This is a genomic window from Burkholderia sp. E168m15 (assembly GCF_016586105.1).
Taxonomy (GTDB): domain Bacteria; phylum Pseudomonadota; class Gammaproteobacteria; order Burkholderiales; family Burkholderiaceae; genus Burkholderia; species Burkholderia orbicola.
On record NZ_BCPO01000173.1, the window covers coordinates 1 to 20,002 of the forward strand.

Consider the following 20,002-nt stretch of genomic DNA (forward strand, 5'->3'; position numbering starts at 1 on the left):
AACGCACGCATTCTTCCTCACCGGTATCGCCACCATGCAAAGTGATTGCAATGCGATTCCGTACTACCTCGTCTTACGGACTGACGGCCCACCGTATGTTCTGAACGCTGACCGCCACGTGCTGCGCCGCGCGGCAAGCCCCCTCCTGCGGGCGTTCGCGAGAACCCGCGGCGCGCCGACCTCGATCGAGGACGACGCATGGAGCGACTTTTCCGGTTCGGAATCCATTTCGCTCCTTGAGCGCACGGAGATGCGGGCCTACGCACTGGTTCGCGGGGCCGAAAGCGAACATCAACTCCGGTTACTGGCTGCTCTCTGACTGCACCAACGTACGCATTCCTTGCGGACGGCGAGCTCATCAGCCTATTCGAAACGAGGTCTGTTTGCGAAGGCATTCAGTCCGAAAAATCGTCGATGGCGGTGACATCGCTTTGCTCCGCGTGGCGGCACCAATTTTGCATCTGGAGGTTCATTGATATCGCCCGGCCGACATCGTGTTCGGTGCTGGTCTTGCCATGTCTCCCCAAGCAGCTCGTCGAAAAGATCGATGCAGCGGCGAAATCGCGCCATATGAGCCGCGAAGCGTTGGTGGCCGAATGTACGAAAGGAATTGGCCACCCAGCGTTGCGGTCCTCCAGCCACGAACTTGTGTTGGCGTAGCTGCCGAACGCGACTCAGCGGATTCATCTGCCCGGGTTGCGTCGCTTCACCGATGCGGGAAAGTGATGCATGCGCCGTTTGTCTTCACGAACGACGCGGCAAAGTAAATAGCCGGCGCTTGGCCGGCTTCGAGTTCCGCCTTGCTGGGGCGGCTCCACGTTCTGTTTGAGAGCGAGGAGTTTTGCTACACATGCGCTATAGGTTCGGCAGAAAACCCATGCCCAGACGTTTCCTTGGATCGGAAATACGTTGCCTGGGTGTAACGGCTTTCCACGAATGGGCACGGCTTCTCTGCCGCTCCGGGTGAACCGCGGGCATTCCATCGTCGGTCGCTCGTGCCTCCGCCTGTTCTTGTTGCTCGTCCTTCACGTTTTTTTCCCATTTCGGGCAATCGTTCATCAACATGCTCCCTCCACAACCCCGGTTTCGTCATTGATTGGCTCGCGCCGCCCGAGTCGCGATAAAACTGCGCAAGCGATACGGATCGCGACGGCCCACTTCGATCACGGCGGTTACATCTCGATGAAGTCTGCGGCCGATCTGCAGTCCGTGCGTCATGAGTCAGCCTGCGCGTGCGAGCGTCTGAAGTCGGTACGCTGCCGTACGGGCGGGATGGCATGGATGCGGGTCTGGCATCAGCGTCGTTTCTCAAGGCGCTTCAAATCAGGGAGCAGGCGGTCGAATTCTCGCCTGACCACGCCGTAGCATTCGCACACGCGCTTCTCGAGCCCGGAGCGATCCAATACCTCGATGTGCCCATAGTTGTACCGGATCAACCCGGCATCCTGAAGTTTCAGTGCAGCTTCCGTCACGCCCGACCGGCGGACACCGAGCATGTTGGCGATCAGTTCCTGCGTCATTTTCAGTTCGCTCGATGGCAGGCGATCGAGGCTGAGCAGGAGCCACCGACAGAGCTGCTGATCGATCGAATGATGGCGATTGCATACGGCTGTTTGCGCCATCTGTGTGATGAGCGCCTGGGTGTAGCGTAGCAACAGCCGCTGCATCGAACCGCCTCGACGGAACTCGTCTTTCAGGATGCGCGCATCGAGTCGGTAAGCGTGTCCCGCGCTTTGGACGATCGCGCGGCTCGGGGTTGTTTCGCCCCCCATGAATAGCGCGATGCCGATCAACCCGTCGTTGCCGACGATGGCAATTTCGGCTGACGAACCGTCTTCCATCACGTACAACAGCGACACGATGGACGTCGTCGGAAAATAGACGTGACTGAGCGCACCACCCGACTCGTACAGCACCTTTCCCAACGGCATGTCGACCAGCACGAGCTGCGGCGAAATATGCGCCAGATCTTCTACCGGTAATGCTGCCAGCAGATGATTTTCGATCATGGATGGCTGACCCGACATATGTCACTCCTCCAGTGGCTGCAGCCTCTACCCAAGACGCCCCAACGACACGAAGCGTCATCGGCTTGAGACTTGAACTCGCGAAGCAGACGTTGCGCGAGAAGCCGGGCAGAGCTGGATATAGAAGATAGCCCTCGGTCGGATGCAGATTTCCGCTCGAAGGGTTGCACCGCAATGCCCACCGCTGGGCGCCATCGGATTTCCACGCCAACAGGCAGAGCGAGAGTTCGGACAGGATTGCTAAATGGGACAGATCGAATCCCTGCGTGGGCGACAAGGTGCCGCAGCGTAACGCGTTGTAGCACGTGGCCAGGGTGTCCGCGGCTGACGGCAGAGCAACGCGCGGTGCGCCGTGAAATACCCGAAGCGGATGATCCGGCTGGGTTGTCCAGTCGAGTCCCCCAGGGCCAGGAGTGCAGAAGTCGAGACGGTGCTTGCAGCGTTCGGACAATCAAGCAGCGCATCCTTCGACCGATCCATGCCCCCTCTCAGCCCCGGAATACCCGCACACGCGGCGAGTGCAGGTCAGAAAGAAGACGCACGTAGGGTACGCGTGCAAACGGGGGCCGACCTCACGAGATCGTGTACCGGTTCTGGGGCCCTCCCTTGTAAAGGTTTCGGGCGAGTCCAAGAATCCGGTCGCGATTGCGGTCGAAGGCCGCAAGCAAGGCGGGCTCGCCAGAATCCATGTCGGAGTTCAGTTTCGCCAGCATCGCATCGTCGACCAGAAAGGTAATCTCGCGAGAATTGTCGTAGCCCCAGAAACACACACAGTGTCTGGAAGCGTCGTAGGAGCGACTGGGATTCGGAAAGTTGAGCGTCACGGTGCTATTCGCCATCTAACTCTCCTGACAGATATAACGCCACTTGCTCGCGTTGACATCGATGCGGGCGTCATTTTCGCGCCGCTTCTCGGCACGCTCGCTGTCCGCACGCTTCAGTGCCAAGGCGCGCGCCTTTTTCACGTCAACGTAATCGCTGTGGCTGGCGGGCGTGGCTGGCTTCAGTGCGGTTTGCTTAGGCATACCGGTTCCCAAAAGAGAATTTCAAATTTCAGGACCGTCGCGGTGACTGAATTTCGTCGTCGGCCGCCCTATACGAGGACCGGACGACGACCCGCAGGCTTGCCGCCGACGGCATCTCTCGCGCACGGAACTGGCGGATCAAACCTCAGAGGGAGGCTCGGTTGACGCGCGAAGTTCGCAGCTTCGACGTTCGCGCACAGGATCGTCGTGGTGATAGTAACCGAATATCTTCCCAGTGGGTGACGCCAATACCCAAGCATCCGCGGGCCACACCGGCACAGACGACAGGTCTCGCGACGGCCCCGGGACAAGCCCTCACAATCGATGTGAAGAAGCCATCGATCCGACATTGCCCAGATTCGCCAAGTCATTGACTTTTACGCTTCTTTTTTTCAATTGAAACGCGTATCACGCGCAGTCCCATCAAAAAATCGCTATTTATTCAAAGACAACTTATTGAGACTGCGGACATCTTTTCTGAGAACCAACACCCCTTTCGTACGCACAAAGTGATTCAACATCCCCGTACCGGCAATCGACAACACAACTGTACCGGTACTGTACAGAAAACCGTCGCTAAACTGATCTCCATCCCAGCCTAGAACCGAATGGAGAATCCGCGATGGAATTCCTCACCCTCAGCGCGCTGCCCGCCGGCATGCTGTTCGCGCTCGTCACATCGATCACGCCCGGCCCGAACAACACGATGTTGCTCGCATCCGGCGTCAACTTCGGTTTCCGCCGCACGATGCCGCACCTGTTCGGCATCAGCATCGGCGTCGCGATCCTGATGCTGTGCGTCGGCTTCGGCCTCGGCGAAGCGTTCAAGCGCCTGCTGCTGCTGTACACGATCCTCGAAGCCGCGAGCGTCGCGTACCTGTTGTACCTCGCGTGGCGCATCGGCACGTCGGGCGAAGTGAAGGCGCACGGCGCCAAGCCGCGGCCGATGACGTTCATCGAAGCCGCCGCGTTCCAGTGGGTCAATCCGAAGGCGTGGATGATGGTGCTGACCGCCGCGACGACGATCCGGCTGTCCGCCGACTACGGGATGAACGCCGCATGGATGTCCGTCGTGTTCATCCTGATCGGCTTCCCGTGCATCTGCCTGTGGGCCGCGTTCGGCCTCGGCCTGCGGCGCTTCCTGTCGAATCCCCGCGCGCTGCGCCTCTTCAACGTGACGATGGCCGTGCTGCTGATTCTGTCGCTGTATCCGCTCGTCGCCCATTTGCTGCCGCAGTAAGCGCTCACAAGCGCCCGTTGAGCTTCACGTGATGCAGGCGTACCCTTTCGGTACGGGCGCGTGCAGCCGCTTCGGCGGTTGCACCGCTGCTCTGCATGGAGATTGCCGATGAAGCCAATGCTGAGAGCGGGCGAGCACATCGAAGGCATGCACTGGATCGCCGAGTATCACCCGCTCACGCACGATATCCGCGTGCTGCGCGAGAACATCGAAGTCGGCACTTACTGCGCGCCGCCGACGCTGTTCGGCGACGAGGAAGGCATGGGCGCCGCGAACCACGACGATCATCGCGGCCGGGAAGCCGCGCTGCGCGCGTATCTGCGCAACTTCGTCAAGGAGCACGACGCGGAGGAGTAAGGTGCGACGGCCGAAATATTGACGGGCCGCGAAGGCGGCCCGGTCTGCTGTCGTGCGCCGGTCGCTCCGCTCGCGACCGGCCTGAATCGATCCTGCACGGAGCCGGCGCTACGCACCGGCCCGCCCGTCGCTCAATGCCCGAGCGACTCGATCTTGCCTGCCGGCTGCGCCACGCCATGCGGCCGCGCCATCTGTTTGATCAGCAGCGCGACACACGCGAGCACGCCCGCGACGGCGATCGTCGCGAACACACCCGCAAACGAGAAATGCCGGCGCGTCAGTTCGGCGACGAGGAACGACCCGGCGATCCCGCCGAAACGGCCGACGCCGAGCATCCACGCGACACCCGTGCCGCGCCCTTCGGTCGGATAGAACGCGGCGGCCAGCGCCGGCATCGACGATTGCGCGGTATTCATCAGCACGCCGGCCACGAACACGACCAGCACCAGCAACCCGACGTTGCCGGCCGCCTGCCCGATCGCATACACGCTCACCGCCGTCAGTGCATAGCACACGGCGATCACGCGGTTCGCGTTGAAGCGGTCCATCAGCACGCCGCACAGCACGGCGCCCACGCCGCCGAGCGGAAACAGCGCCGAGATCAGCGTCGCGCTCTTCGGCGTCAGGCCCGCATCCTTCAGCAGGATCGGCATCCAGTTGATCGACGCGTAGAAGATCACGAGGCCCATGAAATACGCGAGCCACAGCATCACCGAGCCGACGATGTACGAACGCGACAGCACGACGCCGAGGCCCTTGCCGCCCGTCTGCGGCGCGGCTTCGGTCAATGCGAACGAGCCGGCGTTCAGCGCGTCGCGCGAGATGCGCGAGAGCGTGGCGCGGATCTTGTCGATGGACTGGCCGCTCGCGACCATGAAGCGCACCGATTCCGGCATCTTCAGCAGCAACAACACGCCGAGCAGCAGCGGCGTCACGCCGCCCAGCATCAGCACGCTGCGCCAGCCGAAATGCGGAATCATCCACGCAGCGAGGAACCCGCCGAACGCGGCGCCCAGCGGAAAGCCGCAGAACATGAGGTTGATCACGGTCGCGCGACGCTTGTCCGGGCAGAATTCGCCCATCATCGTGACCGCGTTCGGCATCGCGGCGCCGAGCCCGACGCCCGTGATGAAGCGCAGGATCGTCAGGTGTCCGATCGTGTTCGAGAACGCGGACATCAGGCACGCGACGCCGAACAGGAACACCGAGCCGAGCAGCAGCGAGCGGCGGCCGAGCCGGTCGGACAGCGGGCCCGACACGAGCGCGCCGCACGCAAGGCCGAACAGCGCGGCGCTCAACACGGGCGCGAGATCGGGCTTGGTGAGGTTCCATTCGCCCAGCAACGACGGTGCGATGAAGCCGATCGCGGCCGTATCGAAGCCGTCGAGCAGCACGATCACGAAACACATGAGGAACACGAGCCACTGAAAGCCGCCGAACGGCTGCTCGTTGATGAAGGTCTGGACATCGACCACGGGTGTGCGATTCATCGCTTGTCTCCTTGTCGGCCGAATGGGCGCGTCAGCGCTCGATCGGTCGCATCCAACATTGATATATGCAAGAAGCGCGACCTGGTGGCCGCGCCTTTCCTTCGTTCACACACCGATTCGCTGCCGGTGCGTTCGTTGATCGTCACGGCTCGCCAGCATCAGCGGGCCGCGCGATCGGATCACTGCCGGCGCTTAACCAGCAGCACCATCCTGTTCCTTGAAGATCTTGTCCGCGAGATGGAACGCGGAATTCGCGGCCGGCACGCCGCAATAGATCGCGGTCTGCAGCAGCACTTCCTTGATCTCGTCGCGCGTCACGCCGTTGTTGCGCGCGGCGCGCAGGTGCAGCGCCAGTTCCTCGCCGCGGTTCAGCGCCACCATCATCGCGATGGTCAGCAGGCTGCGCGTATGGCGCGGCAGTCCGTCGCGGGTCCAGATCTCGCCCCATGCATAGCGCGTGATCAGATTCTGGAATTCGTCGGTCACCTCGGTGCGGTTCTCGATCGAACGGTCGACGTGCGCGTCGCCGAGCACCGCGCGACGCACCTTCATCCCTGCTTCATAACGTTCCTGGTCGTCCATCGCCGGTGCCTCACGCAGTCAGGAAATCGAGCAACGCGCGGTTGAAACCGCTGGTGCACTCGATGTTCGAAATGTGCGCGGCGTCGAATTCGACGTGCAGCGCACCGGGAATCGCGGCGGCAAGCGCGCGGCCCTGGTCGGGCGGCGTCGACATGTCCTTCGCGCCGGTCACGACGAGCACCGGCAACGCGATGCCCTTCACTTCCTCGCGCAGGTCGGCCGCATTGAGCGCGTCGCAGTTCGCCGCATAGCCATCCTTGTCGGTATGCACGAAGGTGTCGCGGATCGCATCGAACAGGCGCGGCTCGCGTTCGACGAATGCGTCGGTGAACCAGCGCGGCAGCACGGCGTCGGCGAGCGCGGCCATCCCTTCGGCGCGCGCCTTCTGCGCACGCGGCGCCCACACTTCCGGCGAGCCGATCTTCGCGGCGGTATTCGACAGCACCGCGCGCACGATACGTGACGGGTAGCGCGCGGCGAGCGCGGCGCCCGTCAACCCGCCCATCGAGATGCCGCAGAAATGCGCGCAGTCGATGCCGACGTGGTCGAGCAGGCCGATCACGTCGCCCGCCAGTTGCTCGATCGTGTACGAACCGGCCGGCGCGTCGGAATGGCCGTGACCACGCGTGTCGTAGCGCAGGATGTTGAAGTGCTGCGTGAGCGGGCGGATCTGCGGCGCCCACATCTGCAGGTCGGCGCCGAGTGAGTTCGAGAAAACGAGCCACGGCGCGTCGTCGCGTGCGGCACGGTCGATCCGGTAATGCAGTTTCACGCCGTTGACAGTGGCGAAAGGCATCTCAAGGTTCTCCTGGTTATTTCGCACCCGCGTGCAGCGCGAGCACGGCGTCGACATAGGCCTGCGCCTCGCCGACGTAATGTGCGGGATCGAGCAGCCGCGCCAGCGCGTCGCGCGACAGGTGCGCCGACACGGCCGCATCGGCGGCCAGCACGTCGAACAGCGTCGCCCCGGTGCGCACGGCTTCCTTCGACGCATGCTCGACGACGTGATGCGCATCGAGCCGGCCGATGCGATCGCCGAGCGCGAGCATCACCGCTTCGCCGAGGATCAGCCCGTGCGTGAGGTCGAGGTTCGCGGCGAGGCGGTCGGTGTTCACGTCGAGGCCCGCGACGATCTGCGCGATCTGCGCGAGCGCGCCGCCCGTCAGGCGCGCGAGATCGGGCAACGCATCCCATTCGGCCTGCCAGCCGCCGAGTGCACGCTCATGCTCCTGCACCATCCCCGCGAACACGGTCGCGACGAGGTTCGGCGCACGCACGGCGGCCGTCAGCACGGCCGCGCAGCCGACCGGGTTGCGCTTGTGCGGCATCGTCGACGAGCCACCCTTGCCGGCAGCCGCCGGTTCGCCGAGCTCGCCGACTTCGGTCTGCATCTGCAGCGACACGTCGCGCGCGATCTTGCCGAGCGTGCCGGTCAGCATCCCGAAGCACGACGCGGCTTCCGCGATGCGGTCGCGCTGCGTATGCCACGGCACGGCGGGCAACGCGAGCTTCAGGTCGGCCGCGAGCGCGGCGCTCACGCCGGCTGCATGCTCGCGCAGGCTCGCGAGCGTGCCGGCCGCGCCGCCGAACTGCAGCACGAGCGCACGCTCGCGCAGCTCGGCAAAACGCGCGCGATGGCGCAGCAGCGCATCGAGCCATTGGGCGAATTTGAGGCCGAGCGTGATCGGCAGTGCCTGCTGCAGCCACGTGCGGCCGATCATCGGCGTCGCGCGATGGGTGCGCGCGAGCGCCGCGAGCGACGCGCAGGCTTCGTCGAGCAGCGGCTCGAGCACGTCGAGCGTGTCGCGCAACTGCAGCACGGTCGCGGTATCGATGATGTCCTGGCTCGTCGCGCCCCAATGCACGAACTTCGCGGCCTCGGGGTCGTCGACCTTCACTTGCGCGGTGAGCTGCTTGACGAGCGGAATCGCGAGATTGCCGCCGAGCGCCGCACCGTGCGCGAGCGCGTCGGCGTCGAGCCGGCCGGCGTCGCACGCACGTTCGATCGGCGCGACCGCGGCGGCGGGAATCACCTGCTGCGCGGCGAGCGCGCGCGCGAGGGCGGCCTCGACGTCGAGCATCCGCTGGATCGTCGCGCGGGGCGACCAGATCCGGTTGAGCGGCTCGATGCCGCAAATCAGGGAGGTCAGGCGGGCGCTGTCTTCGAGCATGGCGTCAGAATGGGGAAACGGCGTGCGCCTATTGTCTACCCAAGCGTGCCGGCGTGCGCTCGAATGCGCGCACCGGCATGCTTGCCGTTCAGGCGGCGGCCTTTTGCGTCGCGTCGATCAGTGGCACGCCGGTCAGCTTCTGCAGCTCGTCGAACGACAGATCGGTGAAGATCTCGCTCACCGCGAGGCCGTCGGCCGTCACGTCGAGCACGGCGAGATCCGTATAGATGCGGCTCACGCATTGCACGCCGGTGACCGGATACGAGCACTGCGCGACGATCTTGCTCTCGCCCTGCTTCGTCAGGTGCTCCATCATCACGAACACTTGCTTCGCACCGATCGCGAGGTCCATCGCGCCGCCGACCGCCGGAATCGCATCGGGCGCGCCCGTATGCCAGTTCGCGAGGTCGCCGTTCGCCGACACCTGGAACGCACCGAGCACGCAGTAGTCGAGGTGGCCGCCGCGCATCATCGCGAACGAATCCGAGTGGTGGAAGTACGCGCCGCCGGTGAGCAGCGTCACGTGCTGCTTGCCGGCGTTGATCAGTTCGTCGTCTTCCTCGCCGGGCGCGGGCGCCGGGCCCATGCCGAGCAGGCCGTTCTCGCTGTGCAGGAAGATCTCCTTGCTCGGGTCGAGGTGGTTGGCCACCAGCGTCGGCACGCCGATGCCGAGGTTCACGTACGCGCCTTCGGGGATGTCCTGGGCGACGCGCTTGGCCATTTCATCGCGGGTCAGTCGTTTCATGTCGGTTTGCTCCAGGTGGGTCAGGCGGCTTGCGATGCAGCACGTTCGGCGGCCAGCTCGGCCGCGTGCGCGGCCTGCGGCACCTCGACGATGCGCTGCACGAAAATGCCCGGCGTCACGATGTGTTCCGGGTTCAGCCCGCCGAGCGGCACGACTTCCGACACCTGGACGATCGCGACCTTCGCGGCGCTGGCCATGATCGGCCCGAAGTTGCGCGCGGTCTTGCGATACACGAGATTGCCCCAGCGATCGCCCTTGTACGCCTTCACCAGCGCGAAATCGGCGTGGATCGGCGTCTCGAACACGTACGGCTTGCCGTCGATCACGCGCGTTTCCTTGCCTTCCGCGAGCTTGGTGCCGTAGCCCGTCGGCGTGAAGAAGCCGCCGATGCCGGCGCCCGCCGCGCGGATGCGCTCCGCGAGGTTGCCCTGCGGCACGAGCTCCAGCTCGATCTCGCCCGCGCGGTACAGCGCGTCGAATACCTGCGAGTCGCTCTGGCGCGGGAACGAACAGATGATCTTGCGCACCTGCTTCGCCTTCAGGAGCGCCGCGAGACCCGTCTCGCCGTTGCCCGCGTTGTTGTTGACGATCGTCAGGTCGCGCGCGCCCTGTTCGATCAGCGCGTCGATCAGCTCGGACGGCATGCCGGCCGTGCCGAAGCCGCCGATCATGATTGTCGCGCCATCGTGGACGTCGGCAACCGCCGACTGAAGCGATTCGAAAATCTTGTTGACCATGTCTCTTCCTGATGCGAACCCGCGGCTCGTGCGCGGCCTGTCGAGGGGACACGCGCGTGTCGCGTGCCGCGCCGGAGGCCGTCGTCGACCCCCGGCTTTTGTTCGCCATTCGAACCTAGATTCGATTAGCGAACGATGGGCCGATCATAGAGTCGCGCACAGCGCGTTGTCAAGGCGGGTTGCCTCGGGGGGCATCGCGTCGTCGAACGGCAAACCGACGTAGTTTTCGGCGAGCGACTGCGCGGCGGCCCGCGAGCGCGTCACGTATTTCAGCTCGGCAAACTTCAGGCGATTGACGAACGGCGAGTCGTCCGGCGACGCATGCAGCATGTTCGTCATGAAGTACGAGAAGTGCTCGGCGCGCCACACGCGTTCGAGGCAGGTCGCCGAATAGCGCTCGAGCGGCGTCGCGTCGCCCGTCCGGTAGCGCGCGCCGAGCGCGCGGGACAGCGCGCGGACGTCGGCCACCGCGAGGTTCATCCCTTTCGCGCCGGTCGGCGGCACGATGTGCGCGGCATCGCCGGCGAGGAACAGGCGCCCGTGCTGCATCGTCTCCGACACGAAGCTGCGCATCGGCGTCACGCTCTTCTGCGTGATCCGGCCCTCGGTCGGCGTCCAGCCGGTGTCGTTCGAGAAGCGCGTGTGCAGTTCGTCCCAGATCCGTGCGTCGGACCATGCGGCGAGGTCTTCATCCGGCTTGCATTGCAGGTACAGGCGCGTGACCGTCGGCGAGCGCATCGAGAACAGCGCGAAGCCGTTGTCGTGATGTGCGTACACGAGCTCGTCGAGCGACGGCGCCGCGTCCGCGAGGATGCCGAGCCATGCGAACGGGTAGACGCGCTCGAACGTGTTCAGCCGCTCGGCGGGAATCGTCTGGCGCGCGATGCCGTGGAAACCGTCGCAGCCGGCGATGTAATCGCAGTCGATGCGGTCCGCGCGGCCGTCCGCGTGCTTGAACGTGACGAACGGGTGCTCGCTTTCGACGTCGTGCAGCGCGACGTCGCTCACTTCGAAGTGCATCTGATGGCCGTGCTCGACGCCGGCCGCGATCAGGTCGCGCACGACTTCGTGCTGGCTATAGACGGTGATCGCGCGCCCGCCGGTCAGTTCGGACAGGTCGATGCGGTGGCGCTGGCCGTCGAACAGCAGCTCGATGCCGTGATGTTCGAGCCCCTCGCGGCGCATCCGGTCGCCGAGGCCGGCTTCGTTCAGCGTGTCGACCGTGCCCTGCTCGAGCACACCGGCGCGGATGCGGTTCTCGCAGTATTCGCGGGAACGCGCTTCGACGAGGATGGAATCGACGCCTTGCAGGCGCAGCAGGTGGGAAAGCAGAAGGCCGGACGGACCGGCGCCGATGATCGCGACTTGGGTGCGCATTGTTCGTCTCCAGAACTTTGGTTCGAGTAATGGAATACATTTGAGCGCTTTCCCGACTATGCGGCAACGCGATTCAGGAGATATGTTGTATACGTTTTGGAGATACCGGCCCCGGCCATGGAAACGCTCGATCTGAACCTGATTCCCTACCTCGTCGCGCTCGACGACACGCGCAACGTGAGCCGGGCGGGCGACCTGCTCGGCGTGAGCCAGCCGCGCGTGAGCACGGCGCTCGGCCGGCTGCGCGAATACTTCGGCGATCCGCTGTTCGTGCGCACGTCGCGCGGCATGGAGCCGACGCCGCGCGCGCTGGCGCTGCTGCCGGCCGCCCGCGACGCGCTCGCGCAGATCGAGCGCGGCCTCGTCGCGCCGCACGACTTCGATCCGGCCGCGAGCACGCATACGTTCTCGATCGCGCTGTCGGACGTCGGCGAGATCGTGTTTCTGCCGAAGCTGTTGCAGGCGTTCGCGATGCACGCGCCGCACGCGAACCTGCGTTCGGTCTCGCTCGCGCACGACGAAGTCGGACGCGGCCTCGAAGCCGGGTCGATCGATCTCGCGGTCGGCTACTTCCCCGATCTCGACGGCAACAACTTCTTCCAGCAGCGGCTGTTCACGCACCGGTTCGTCTGCCTGATGCGGCGCGGCCATCCGTTCGAGCAGACGCCGCCGTTCACGGTCGAGCAGTTCCTCGCGTGCGGGCACGCGGTGGTGCGCGCCGAAGGCCGCAGCCAGGAGGTGCTCGAGAAATATCTGGCGAAGCAGCGCATGCAGCGCCGCGCGGTGCTCGAAACGCCGCACTTCATGAGCCTGCCGTTCATCCTGAGCCGCACCGACCTGATCGCGACGGTGCCGCACGCGATCGGCTATGCGTATGCGGCCGAGCACGCGTTCATCGTGCCCGTCGAGCCGCCGCTCGCGCTACCGCGCTTCGACCTGAAACAGCACTGGCATCGCAAGTACCACAACGACCCGCGCACCGCGTGGCTGCGTGGCGTCGTCGCGTCGCTGTTCAACGACGAGCAGGACGAATGGCCGAAGTGAGGAAGCGGGCGCGGCGGCCCGCACGCACGAGCGGCGAAAGCATGAAACAATGGCCGGATATCGGCCGCCGCAGGCGGCCTTCGATGGAGCCACTACATGGGTAAGGGAAAGAAAACCACACAGCCCCAGCCGGTCGCCTCGCGGCCGAGCCGTGAAGAAGCCGAAGACGCCGTCCGCGTGCTGTTGCGCTGGGCCGGCGACGATCCCGCGCGCGAAGGCCTGCTCGACACGCCCGCGCGCGTGGTGCGCGCATACGAGCAGTTCTTCGCCGGCTATGCGCTGGAGCCGCGCGACATCCTCGCGCGCACGTTCAGCGAAGTCGACGGCTACGACGAAATGATCGTGCTGAAGGACATCCGCTTCGAGAGCTACTGCGAGCACCATATGGTGCCGATCATCGGCCGCGCGCACGTCGCGTATCTGCCGAACCATCGCGTCGTCGGCATCTCGAAGCTCGCGCGCCTCGTCGACGCGTTCGCGAAGCGCCTGCAGATCCAGGAAAAGATGACCGTGCAGATCGCCGACACGCTGTTCGACGTGCTGCAGCCGAAGGGCGTCGGCGTGATCCTCGAAGCCGCGCACCAGTGCATCTCCACGCGCGGCGTGCACAAGCCGGGCGTCGAGATGGTCACGTCGCGCATGCTCGGCACGTTCCGCACCGATCCGTCGACGCGTCGCGAATTCCTGTCGATCGTCGCGAATCCTTCCTCGGTCAACCTGACGAATACCTGATGGAGCAGACGAAGCAAACGGCGCATGCGCCCGTCGTGCTCGTGACCGGCGCCGCGCGCCGGGCCGGGCGCGCGTTCGCCGAGTATTTCGCCGCGCACGGCTATCGCACCGCGGTGCATTACGACCGTTCGGCCGATGCCGCGCAGGCCGCCGCCCGCGCGATTGCCGAACGCGGGCACGACGCGGTGGCGCTGCAGGCCGACCTGTCCGATGCCGCGCAGATCACCGCGCTGATCGATGCAGTCTATGCACGCTTCGGCCGCCTCGACGTGCTGGTCAACAACGCGTCGGTGTTCTGGCAGGACCATTTCCCGAGCTTCGATCTCGCCGCGTTCGACCAGGCGTGGGCCGTCAACTGCCGCGCGCCGATCCTGCTCACGCGCGCGTTCTACGAGCGGGCCCGCGCGGCCGGCACGCAAGGCGTCGTCGTGAACGTGGTCGACCAGAAGATCAAGGAAAACTTCCACCGCGACCATTTCAGCTACACAGTCGCGAAGGCCGCGCTCGGCAATCTCACGCAGATGCTCGCGCTGTCGTCCGCGCCGGTGCTGCGCGTGAATGCGGTGTTCCCGGGGTTGATGCTGCCGAGCGACGACCAGACGCAGGCCGACTTCGAACACGCGAGCCGCGCATCGACGCCGCTCGCGCGCATCGCGGGCCCCGACGACGTCGCCAGCGCAATCCTGCTGCTCACGGGCAATGCGTACAACGGCGTGGATTTCGTCGTCGATGCGGGCCAGAACCTGATCCGCGTCGATCAGGACGTGCTGTACAAGCACCGCTCGCCGGACGGCAAGCACTGAGGCTTCGATGAACGCAGGCAGCTGCGCGCCGCCTTCGTACGCCGGGCCGAGCCGGCTTCGCGCCGCTCACGCCCGGGCGCGCCCGACGGCGGCCCGGCCGCCGATCCATTGCGCGTCATCCGCGGCGTTGCGCGGAACGACGCCCGCGCATTCGCCCACCGCGTTACGGCTTCTCGGCGCTCCCGCCTTCGCGGACCTTGCCCTGCGCGACGCTCGTGCCGGGCGGCACGCTGTGGGTGAGCCACACGTTGCCGCCGATCACCGAGCCGCGCCCGATCGTCACGCGACCGAGAATCGTCGCGCCCGCATAGATCACCACGTCGTCCTCGACGATCGGGTGCCGTGCATTGCCCTTCACCAGCGCGCCTTCGCCATCCGCCGGGAAACTCTTCGCGCCGAGCGTGACCGCCTGGTACACGCGCACGCGCTCGCCGATGATCGCGGTTTCGCCGATCACGACGCCGGTGCCGTGATCGATGAAGAAGCTCGGGCCGATCTGCGCGCCGGGGTGGATGTCGATGCCGGTGGCCGAGTGCGCGATTTCATTGATGAACCGCGCGAGCAACGGCACGCCGAGCTGGTGCAGCGCGTGTGCGAGCCGATGGTGCATCATCGCGAACACGCCGGGGTAGCACAGCAGGATCTCGGTGATGTGCTGCGCGGCCGGATCGCCCGCGTACGCGGCCTGGATGTCGCTGACGAGCAGCGCGCGGATCGCCGGCAACTGCCGGCCGAACTCGCGCGCGATCTCGAACGCACGTTCGTCGAGCTCGGCGAACGGCGTATCGACGTGCTCGGGCAGGAACGGCAGCGCGCGGCGGATCTGCTCGGACAGCACGCGCAGCGTGCTTTCGAGCGTGTGGCCGACGTAGAAGTCGACGCTTTCGTCGGTCAGGTCGGGCGCGCCGTAGTGCGTCGGAAACATCGACGCGCGCAGGCCGGTCACAATCTTGCAGATCGCATCGCGCGACGGCAGTTCGCGGATGCCGCGCGGATGGCGCGTGCGATGGAGTTCCTCGCGCGACTCGCGCAAGCCGGCGACGATTTCTTCGAGGCCCCACTGACGGGCGGGTGATGTCGACATAAGCCAATGCGAGCAGCCGCGCGCGGATGCGCGGCCGCTAATAAAGTGACGGGTTCCGCAAGATTACCGCGTTTTTTGTCCGGGAGCGGCACCCCGGGGATCGGCCGGACGGCCAGCGCCGCACGCGTGCGACGGCGTCACATCGAGATGCTGCTCGCGTCGATCCAGCGCACGGCCCAGTCGCGCGCGTGCGCGATCGCGTCGCCTTCGTCGTTGAACTGGAGCTCGATCGGAAAAAACCGGTTCGCCACGAGCTCCCCGTCGCTCGATCGGGAGATCACGACGTAGGGCTTGAACGAACCGTCACTGGCGCGTGCGGGCGCGCAATTCAACAGATAACCGCGGTGCGTGAAGGCAGTAGTCGCTTGCATGAATCCGCCACCTCTAGTCCCTTGCTTTGTTGTTCGCTACCCGTCTTTAAGGGTGCTGCGGCGCCCCGGCGCGGGCAGAGGCGGCGAGACTTCATCCCCTGTCGCCGCTTCGCAGGAAAAGAATCATACTCTGTAGAAAACGCGTCTTCTAGCTGAAATAAATCATGACAAATCAGTGCGCGTCGCGCGACCGCGGCGATCGCCCGCGCGCCTTTTCCCGTCGTGCCCGGAACGGGATTTGCTTCGATCCGGAGCGTGTCGCCGCCAGGAGAGCCGCGATGGAATCCTCCGCTCAAACAGGTCGTACGCATCCGCGCAGCATCGAACTCGACAACGACGACACGCACGACAGCACGGTCGACACCGACGGCAAGCACCGCGAAGCGTCGCGGCTCGCCGGGGCCGGGCCGATCTCGCCCGACGAGATCACGTGCAGCAATGCGTCGCTCGTCAATGCGATGCCGGAAGCCGGCGACGGCTTCGCCGGTTTCGACAGCCGCCCCGACGGCAACCATTCGGCGTTTGCGCTGCGCGCCGGCTATCGGGTGATCGAGAAAGGCTTCGACACGCCGCCCGCGGGCGACGCGCCGTTCGGTCCCGTTCACCGGATGTACGGCAGCGCATACTGGCCCGGCCACAGCCGCCGGCCGGAGCGCGTCATCGAGTTGACGGTCGTGCCGAGATAGCCGGCGCGGCGTTTGAATCGGTCGTTCGTTTGAGAGGCGCCATCGGTCAATCACGATAATCGATGGCGGTGAACCGGCACGTGTGATCGGACTGCACGCCGATACCCGCTCGCACGTTGTCGCAACGAACGATTCCGCGCCCTGGCATCGGCTTCGCAGTCATGCATGCCGCGCATCGCATCGACGCACAGGCATTGACCGAAGTCATGGCGCCACGGTGCGATTGCGATTGAATGGCGGTGCGTGCGGCGCATCGGCATGGTTGCAGCCGGGCCGGGTCGATGCGTGCGCATACGTTTACGTCAGCAATGCGGCTCGACGCTTGCCGCCTCACGCGACACGCGTCGCGCGGCGCAGCATGCGTCGCGCGCATGGCCATGCGCGACAGCGACAGGAACCACGCGGCCGCGCGGCACGACAGGCACCTCGCTGCACGATCGTGCCCGTTGGTTTACTCTGCCTCGCAGCATTGCCCGGCCCGCTCGGCCATCCGGCCGACTTCGTTTCAACCCGCCACTCGGAGACACTATGTACAAGCGTATTCTGGTTGCCGTCGACGGCAGCGACACGTCCCGCCATGCGTTCGATGCCGCACTGGCGCTCGCGAAAGCGCACGGCGCGGAGCTGCAGCCGTTCTACGTCGTCGAGAACGCCGCGATCTACTACAACGTGCCCGGCTACGATCCGTCCGTGCTGCGCGATCAGCTCCTCGCGCAGGGCAACGCGCTCGCGCAGGATTTCGCGAAGCTGATGCAGGCCGCCGGCGTGAAGGGCGAAACGCAGCTGAACGAAGCGACGTCGCTCAACGACGTGTCGTCGCTGATCCTCGACGGCGCGAAAGCGTTCGGCGCCGATCTGCTCGTGCTCGGTACGCACGGCCGCCGCGGCTTCCGCCGCCTCGTACTCGGCAGCATCGCCGAGCAATGCGTGCGCCACGCGACGCTGCCGGTGCTGCTGATTCCGGCCGCCGCCAACGCGGACGAGCCGGCTGCCTGAGCGGCGTTCGGCACGTGCGCCCGGTCGCGACGTTTTGTCACCCGACAGCGGCAACTTGCGGTGGGACAATGATTTCGTCGATTCAACGCCGGAGTAAACGATCATGCTGACGCCCGTCGCCACCCGCCCCGCCGCCACGCCCCATGCCGGTAGCTGGGCTCCCCGTCAGGCCCCGCACTGCTCGTCGTGCGCGATGCGGCACCTGTGCATGCCGCAGGGCCTGGCGCCCGAAGCGCTCAGTCGCCTCGAGTCGGTCATCTGCGCGGCACGCCCGGTCAAGCGCGGCGAAGCGCTGTTCCGCGAAGGCGACGCATTCGACAACCTGTACGCGGTGCGCTCGGGTTCGCTGAAGACCGTCGCGACGCGCCACGACGGCCGCGAACAGGTCACGGGCCTGCACCTCGCCGGCGAAGCGCTCGGCCTCGACGGCATCTGCGACGATACGCACCCGCGCACCGCGGTCGCGCTGGAAGACAGCTCCGTCTGCGTGATTCCGTACAGCGCGCTCAAGGCGCTGTGCTCGGAAGCCGGCTCGATGCAGTTGCGCATGCACAAGCTGATGAGCGAACAGATCGTGCGCGAAACGTCGCAAACGATGCTGCTCGGCTCGCTGAATGCGGAAGAGCGCGTCGCCGCTTTCCTGCTGGACGTCTCGTCGCGCTACCTGAAGCGCGGCTACTCGCCGTCGGAATTCAACCTGCGGATGACCCGCGAGGACATCGGCAGCTATCTCGGCATGACGCTCGAAACGGTCAGCCGCACGCTGTCGAAATTCCAGAAGCGCGACCTGATCGAAATGCAGGGTCGCCACGTGCAGATCGTCGACTTCGACGGCCTGCAACACCTCTGACATCGCACGGCGCGCACCGCGTGCGCGCCGCCCGCGTGGCGTCGCCGGTCAATCGAGAAACAGCGCGGCACGCGCCTTCAGCGCCGCGCTGAAATCGTCGAGCCAGCCGATCGACAGACGCCAGCTCTGCCAGTACAGATCGATGTCGATGGTTCGGCCACGCGACATGTCGATCAGCTCGCCCGCCGCCAGTTGCCGGTCGACCATCCGGTCAGGGCACATCCCCCATCCCAATCCCGTTTCGCACGCGCGCAGATAGCCCGCGACGTGCGGTATCCAGTGCTGCGGCGGATCGAGATCCGCGCGCGTCACGCGCCGGATGAAACGCGCCTGCAACCCGTCCTTCGGATTGAACATCACGCACGGCGCGCGGCGCAGCGCATCGCGCGTGATCCCCGCATCGAAATAACGCGCGTAAAACGCCGGCGAGCACACCGCGCGATAGCGGATTCGCCCGAGCCGCTCCGACCGGCATCCCTGGATCGGCTCGGCCTGCGCGGTCACCGCGCCCTGCACGCTGCCGTCGCGAATGCGCGAGGCCGTGTAATCCTGATCGTCGATCACGAGGTCAAGCAGCGTCTCGCGCTCCGTGCAGAACGGCCCGACCGCGTCGATGAACCACGTCGCGACGCTGTCGTCGTTGACGGCCACGCGCAGCGTCGGCCAGGCGCTCGCGATCTGGCCGGGCAACGCGGGCATCCGGCCGCCCAGTTCGGCCTCCAGCAGCTGCACGCGTTCGGTATGCCGGCACAGCAGCGCGCCCGACGTGGTCGCGACGCACGGCTGCCCGCGCTTGACGAGCACGCTGCCGACCCGCTCCTCCAGCAGCTTCACGCGCTGCGACACCGCCGACGGCGTGACGTTCAGCTCCTTGGCTGCCCGCTCGAACGAGCCGTGCCGGATCACGGCCGCGAGGGCATCGAGCAACGCGTAGTCGAGCATTAGATTTCCTTAATCCGCATTAGGTGATTTAGCTTCTCTTATTCCCGCCCCGATCGCAGACTAGCGCTACCCGATTCATCCGTCTACTGCTTCCACGGCTGTCCCCATCATGAACTGGCTCGCTTTTTCCCACGGCGCCGCACTGTGCGCGTCGCTCATCGTCACCATCGGCGCACAGAACGCATTCGTGCTGCGCCAGGGCATCATGCGCTCGCACGTCGGCAAGATCGTGCTGCTGTGCGCGGTGTCCGACATGATCCTGATCGGCGCGGGCGTCGGCGGCGCATCGGTGCTGGTCGAGCGCTATCCGACCTTCGTCCATGCGGTGCTGTACGTGGGCCTCGCGTATCTCGCGTGGTTCGGCATCAACGCGCTGCGCCGTGCGTTCAAGCCGGGCCACGACACGCTCGACGTGCGCGGCGACGCGGTCGCCCCGCCGCCGCAAGGCGCCCTCGCGATCGTGCTGATGACGCTCGCATTCACGTGGCTCAACCCGCACGTCTACCTCGACACGTTCCTGCTGATCGGCACGGCCGGCGCGCGCGAGCCGGAAGGCGCGCGGCTCGCGTTCGCGATCGGCGCGATGACGGTCAGCGTCGTGTGGTTCCTCGGGCTCGGCTATGGCGCGCGATTGCTGGCGCCGTGGTTCCGCAAGGCGGTCGCGTGGCGCGTGCTGGACGGCGCGATCGGCAGCATGGTGCTGTTTCTCGCGGCCGTGCAGTTGCGGTAGGGAGGGGCGTGTC

General features: G+C 65.7%; 24 protein-coding genes. 10 read left to right on the forward strand and 14 right to left on the reverse strand.

What is annotated here, in order from left to right; all coding sequences use genetic code 11:
* Positions 1–34: 34 nt before the first annotated feature.
* Positions 35–319 (forward strand): hypothetical protein, encoded by a 285-nt coding sequence (locus JMF86_RS27185; protein WP_011548703.1) that lies wholly within the window; start codon positions 35–37, stop codon positions 317–319.
* Positions 320–855: 536 nt separating this feature from the next.
* Here the strand turns inward: JMF86_RS27185 and JMF86_RS27190 are convergent.
* From JMF86_RS27190 to JMF86_RS27205, 4 genes are all read right to left on the reverse strand, one after another.
* Positions 856–1,065 carry a hypothetical protein gene (locus tag JMF86_RS27190; protein ID WP_226292381.1) on the reverse strand — a complete coding sequence of 70 codons (210 nt, stop codon included), beginning with the start codon at positions 1,063–1,065 and terminating at the stop codon, positions 856–858.
* A 230-nt stretch (positions 1,066–1,295) separates the two neighbouring features.
* Positions 1,296–2,027: a Crp/Fnr family transcriptional regulator gene (locus JMF86_RS27195; protein WP_006480091.1), complete on the reverse strand. Its 732-nt coding sequence runs from the start codon at positions 2,025–2,027 to the stop codon at positions 1,296–1,298.
* Positions 2,028–2,599: 572 nt separating this feature from the next.
* A complete protein-coding gene (locus JMF86_RS27200) occupies positions 2,600–2,866 on the reverse strand; it encodes a DUF1488 domain-containing protein (protein ID WP_011548704.1) in 267 nt (88 codons plus the stop codon).
* Complete coding sequence (locus JMF86_RS27205; RefSeq protein ID WP_027790092.1) at positions 2,867–3,052, reverse strand: hypothetical protein; 186 nt, start codon at positions 3,050–3,052, stop codon at positions 2,867–2,869. It abuts the gene before it with no gap.
* A 622-nt stretch (positions 3,053–3,674) separates the two neighbouring features.
* Here JMF86_RS27205 and JMF86_RS27210 point away from each other — a divergent pair.
* Together JMF86_RS27210 and JMF86_RS27215 are read left to right on the forward strand one after the other, a co-directional pair.
* Positions 3,675–4,292 carry a LysE family translocator gene (locus JMF86_RS27210; protein ID WP_011548705.1) on the forward strand — a complete coding sequence of 206 codons (618 nt, stop codon included), beginning with the start codon at positions 3,675–3,677 and terminating at the stop codon, positions 4,290–4,292.
* Positions 4,293–4,400: 108 nt separating this feature from the next.
* Entirely contained in the window at positions 4,401–4,649 is a 249-nt protein-coding gene (locus tag JMF86_RS27215; protein ID WP_011548706.1) for a hypothetical protein, read from the forward strand.
* Between the two features lie 131 nt (positions 4,650–4,780).
* Here JMF86_RS27215 and JMF86_RS27220 read toward each other — a convergent pair whose 3' ends face one another.
* The 7 genes from JMF86_RS27220 to pobA all read right to left on the reverse strand — a co-directional run bounded on the left by JMF86_RS27220 (position 4,781) and on the right by pobA (position 11,751).
* Positions 4,781–6,139 (reverse strand): MFS transporter, encoded by a 1,359-nt coding sequence (locus JMF86_RS27220; RefSeq protein WP_011548707.1) that lies wholly within the window; start codon positions 6,137–6,139, stop codon positions 4,781–4,783.
* 192 nt (positions 6,140–6,331) lie between these two features.
* A complete protein-coding gene (gene pcaC / locus JMF86_RS27225) occupies positions 6,332–6,721 on the reverse strand; it encodes a 4-carboxymuconolactone decarboxylase (protein WP_011356714.1) in 390 nt (129 codons plus the stop codon).
* Between the two features lie 10 nt (positions 6,722–6,731).
* Positions 6,732–7,517, reverse strand: coding sequence for a 3-oxoadipate enol-lactonase (gene pcaD, locus JMF86_RS27230; protein ID WP_011548708.1), 786 nt, complete (start codon positions 7,515–7,517; stop codon positions 6,732–6,734).
* A 16-nt stretch (positions 7,518–7,533) separates the two neighbouring features.
* The gene (locus JMF86_RS27235) at positions 7,534–8,892 is read right to left on the reverse strand and encodes a 3-carboxy-cis,cis-muconate cycloisomerase (RefSeq protein ID WP_011694930.1); all 1,359 of its coding nucleotides are present in this window, start codon (positions 8,890–8,892) and stop codon (positions 7,534–7,536) included.
* Positions 8,893–8,980: 88 nt separating this feature from the next.
* A complete protein-coding gene (locus tag JMF86_RS27240; protein ID WP_006482308.1) occupies positions 8,981–9,637 on the reverse strand; it encodes a CoA transferase subunit B in 657 nt (218 codons plus the stop codon).
* A 20-nt stretch (positions 9,638–9,657) separates the two neighbouring features.
* Positions 9,658–10,374 (reverse strand): 3-oxoacid CoA-transferase subunit A, encoded by a 717-nt coding sequence (locus JMF86_RS27245; RefSeq protein WP_011548710.1) that lies wholly within the window; start codon positions 10,372–10,374, stop codon positions 9,658–9,660.
* 144 nt (positions 10,375–10,518) lie between these two features.
* Positions 10,519–11,751, reverse strand: coding sequence for a 4-hydroxybenzoate 3-monooxygenase (gene pobA / locus JMF86_RS27250; protein ID WP_011548711.1), 1,233 nt, complete (start codon positions 11,749–11,751; stop codon positions 10,519–10,521).
* A 117-nt stretch (positions 11,752–11,868) separates the two neighbouring features.
* Here pobA and JMF86_RS27255 point away from each other — a divergent pair, with 117 nt between their 5' ends.
* The 3 genes from JMF86_RS27255 to JMF86_RS27265 all read left to right on the forward strand — a co-directional run bounded on the left by JMF86_RS27255 (position 11,869) and on the right by JMF86_RS27265 (position 14,330).
* Complete coding sequence (locus JMF86_RS27255) at positions 11,869–12,795, forward strand: LysR family transcriptional regulator (RefSeq protein ID WP_011694929.1); 927 nt, start codon at positions 11,869–11,871, stop codon at positions 12,793–12,795.
* Between the two features lie 96 nt (positions 12,796–12,891).
* Positions 12,892–13,527 (forward strand): GTP cyclohydrolase I FolE, encoded by a 636-nt coding sequence (gene folE, locus JMF86_RS27260; RefSeq protein ID WP_011548713.1) that lies wholly within the window; start codon positions 12,892–12,894, stop codon positions 13,525–13,527.
* Positions 13,527–14,330 (forward strand): SDR family oxidoreductase, encoded by an 804-nt coding sequence (locus tag JMF86_RS27265; RefSeq protein ID WP_011694928.1) that lies wholly within the window; start codon positions 13,527–13,529, stop codon positions 14,328–14,330. Before folE ends, JMF86_RS27265 begins: the two co-directional genes overlap by 1 nt.
* Positions 14,331–14,493: 163 nt before the next feature.
* On the opposite strand, the gene epsC is transcribed toward JMF86_RS27265, so the two are convergent.
* Both epsC and JMF86_RS27275 read right to left on the reverse strand, forming a co-directional pair.
* Complete coding sequence (epsC, locus tag JMF86_RS27270; RefSeq protein WP_011548715.1) at positions 14,494–15,414, reverse strand: serine O-acetyltransferase EpsC; 921 nt, start codon at positions 15,412–15,414, stop codon at positions 14,494–14,496.
* 137 nt (positions 15,415–15,551) lie between these two features.
* Entirely contained in the window at positions 15,552–15,785 is a 234-nt protein-coding gene (locus JMF86_RS27275) for a hypothetical protein (RefSeq protein ID WP_006480138.1), read from the reverse strand.
* Positions 15,786–16,063: 278 nt separating this feature from the next.
* On the opposite strand from JMF86_RS27275, the gene JMF86_RS27280 reads away from it, so the two are divergent.
* The 3 genes from JMF86_RS27280 (at position 16,064) to fnr (ending at position 18,317) form a co-directional block, all read left to right on the forward strand.
* Positions 16,064–16,471, forward strand: a complete 408-nt coding sequence (locus tag JMF86_RS27280) for a DUF3005 domain-containing protein (protein WP_011548716.1) — start codon at positions 16,064–16,066, stop codon at positions 16,469–16,471.
* Positions 16,472–16,999: 528 nt separating this feature from the next.
* Positions 17,000–17,467, forward strand: a complete 468-nt coding sequence (locus tag JMF86_RS27285) for a universal stress protein (RefSeq protein WP_006480140.1) — start codon at positions 17,000–17,002, stop codon at positions 17,465–17,467.
* Positions 17,468–17,570: 103 nt separating this feature from the next.
* Entirely contained in the window at positions 17,571–18,317 is a 747-nt protein-coding gene (gene fnr, locus JMF86_RS27290) for a fumarate/nitrate reduction transcriptional regulator Fnr (protein ID WP_011548717.1), read from the forward strand.
* 48 nt (positions 18,318–18,365) lie between these two features.
* Here fnr and JMF86_RS27295 read toward each other — a convergent pair whose 3' ends face one another.
* Entirely contained in the window at positions 18,366–19,259 is an 894-nt protein-coding gene (locus JMF86_RS27295; RefSeq protein WP_006480142.1) for a LysR family transcriptional regulator ArgP, read from the reverse strand.
* Between the two features lie 109 nt (positions 19,260–19,368).
* On the opposite strand from JMF86_RS27295, the gene JMF86_RS27300 reads away from it, so the two are divergent.
* Positions 19,369–19,989 (forward strand): LysE/ArgO family amino acid transporter, encoded by a 621-nt coding sequence (locus JMF86_RS27300; protein ID WP_011548718.1) that lies wholly within the window; start codon positions 19,369–19,371, stop codon positions 19,987–19,989.
* The last annotated feature ends 13 nt before the right edge of the window (positions 19,990–20,002 follow it).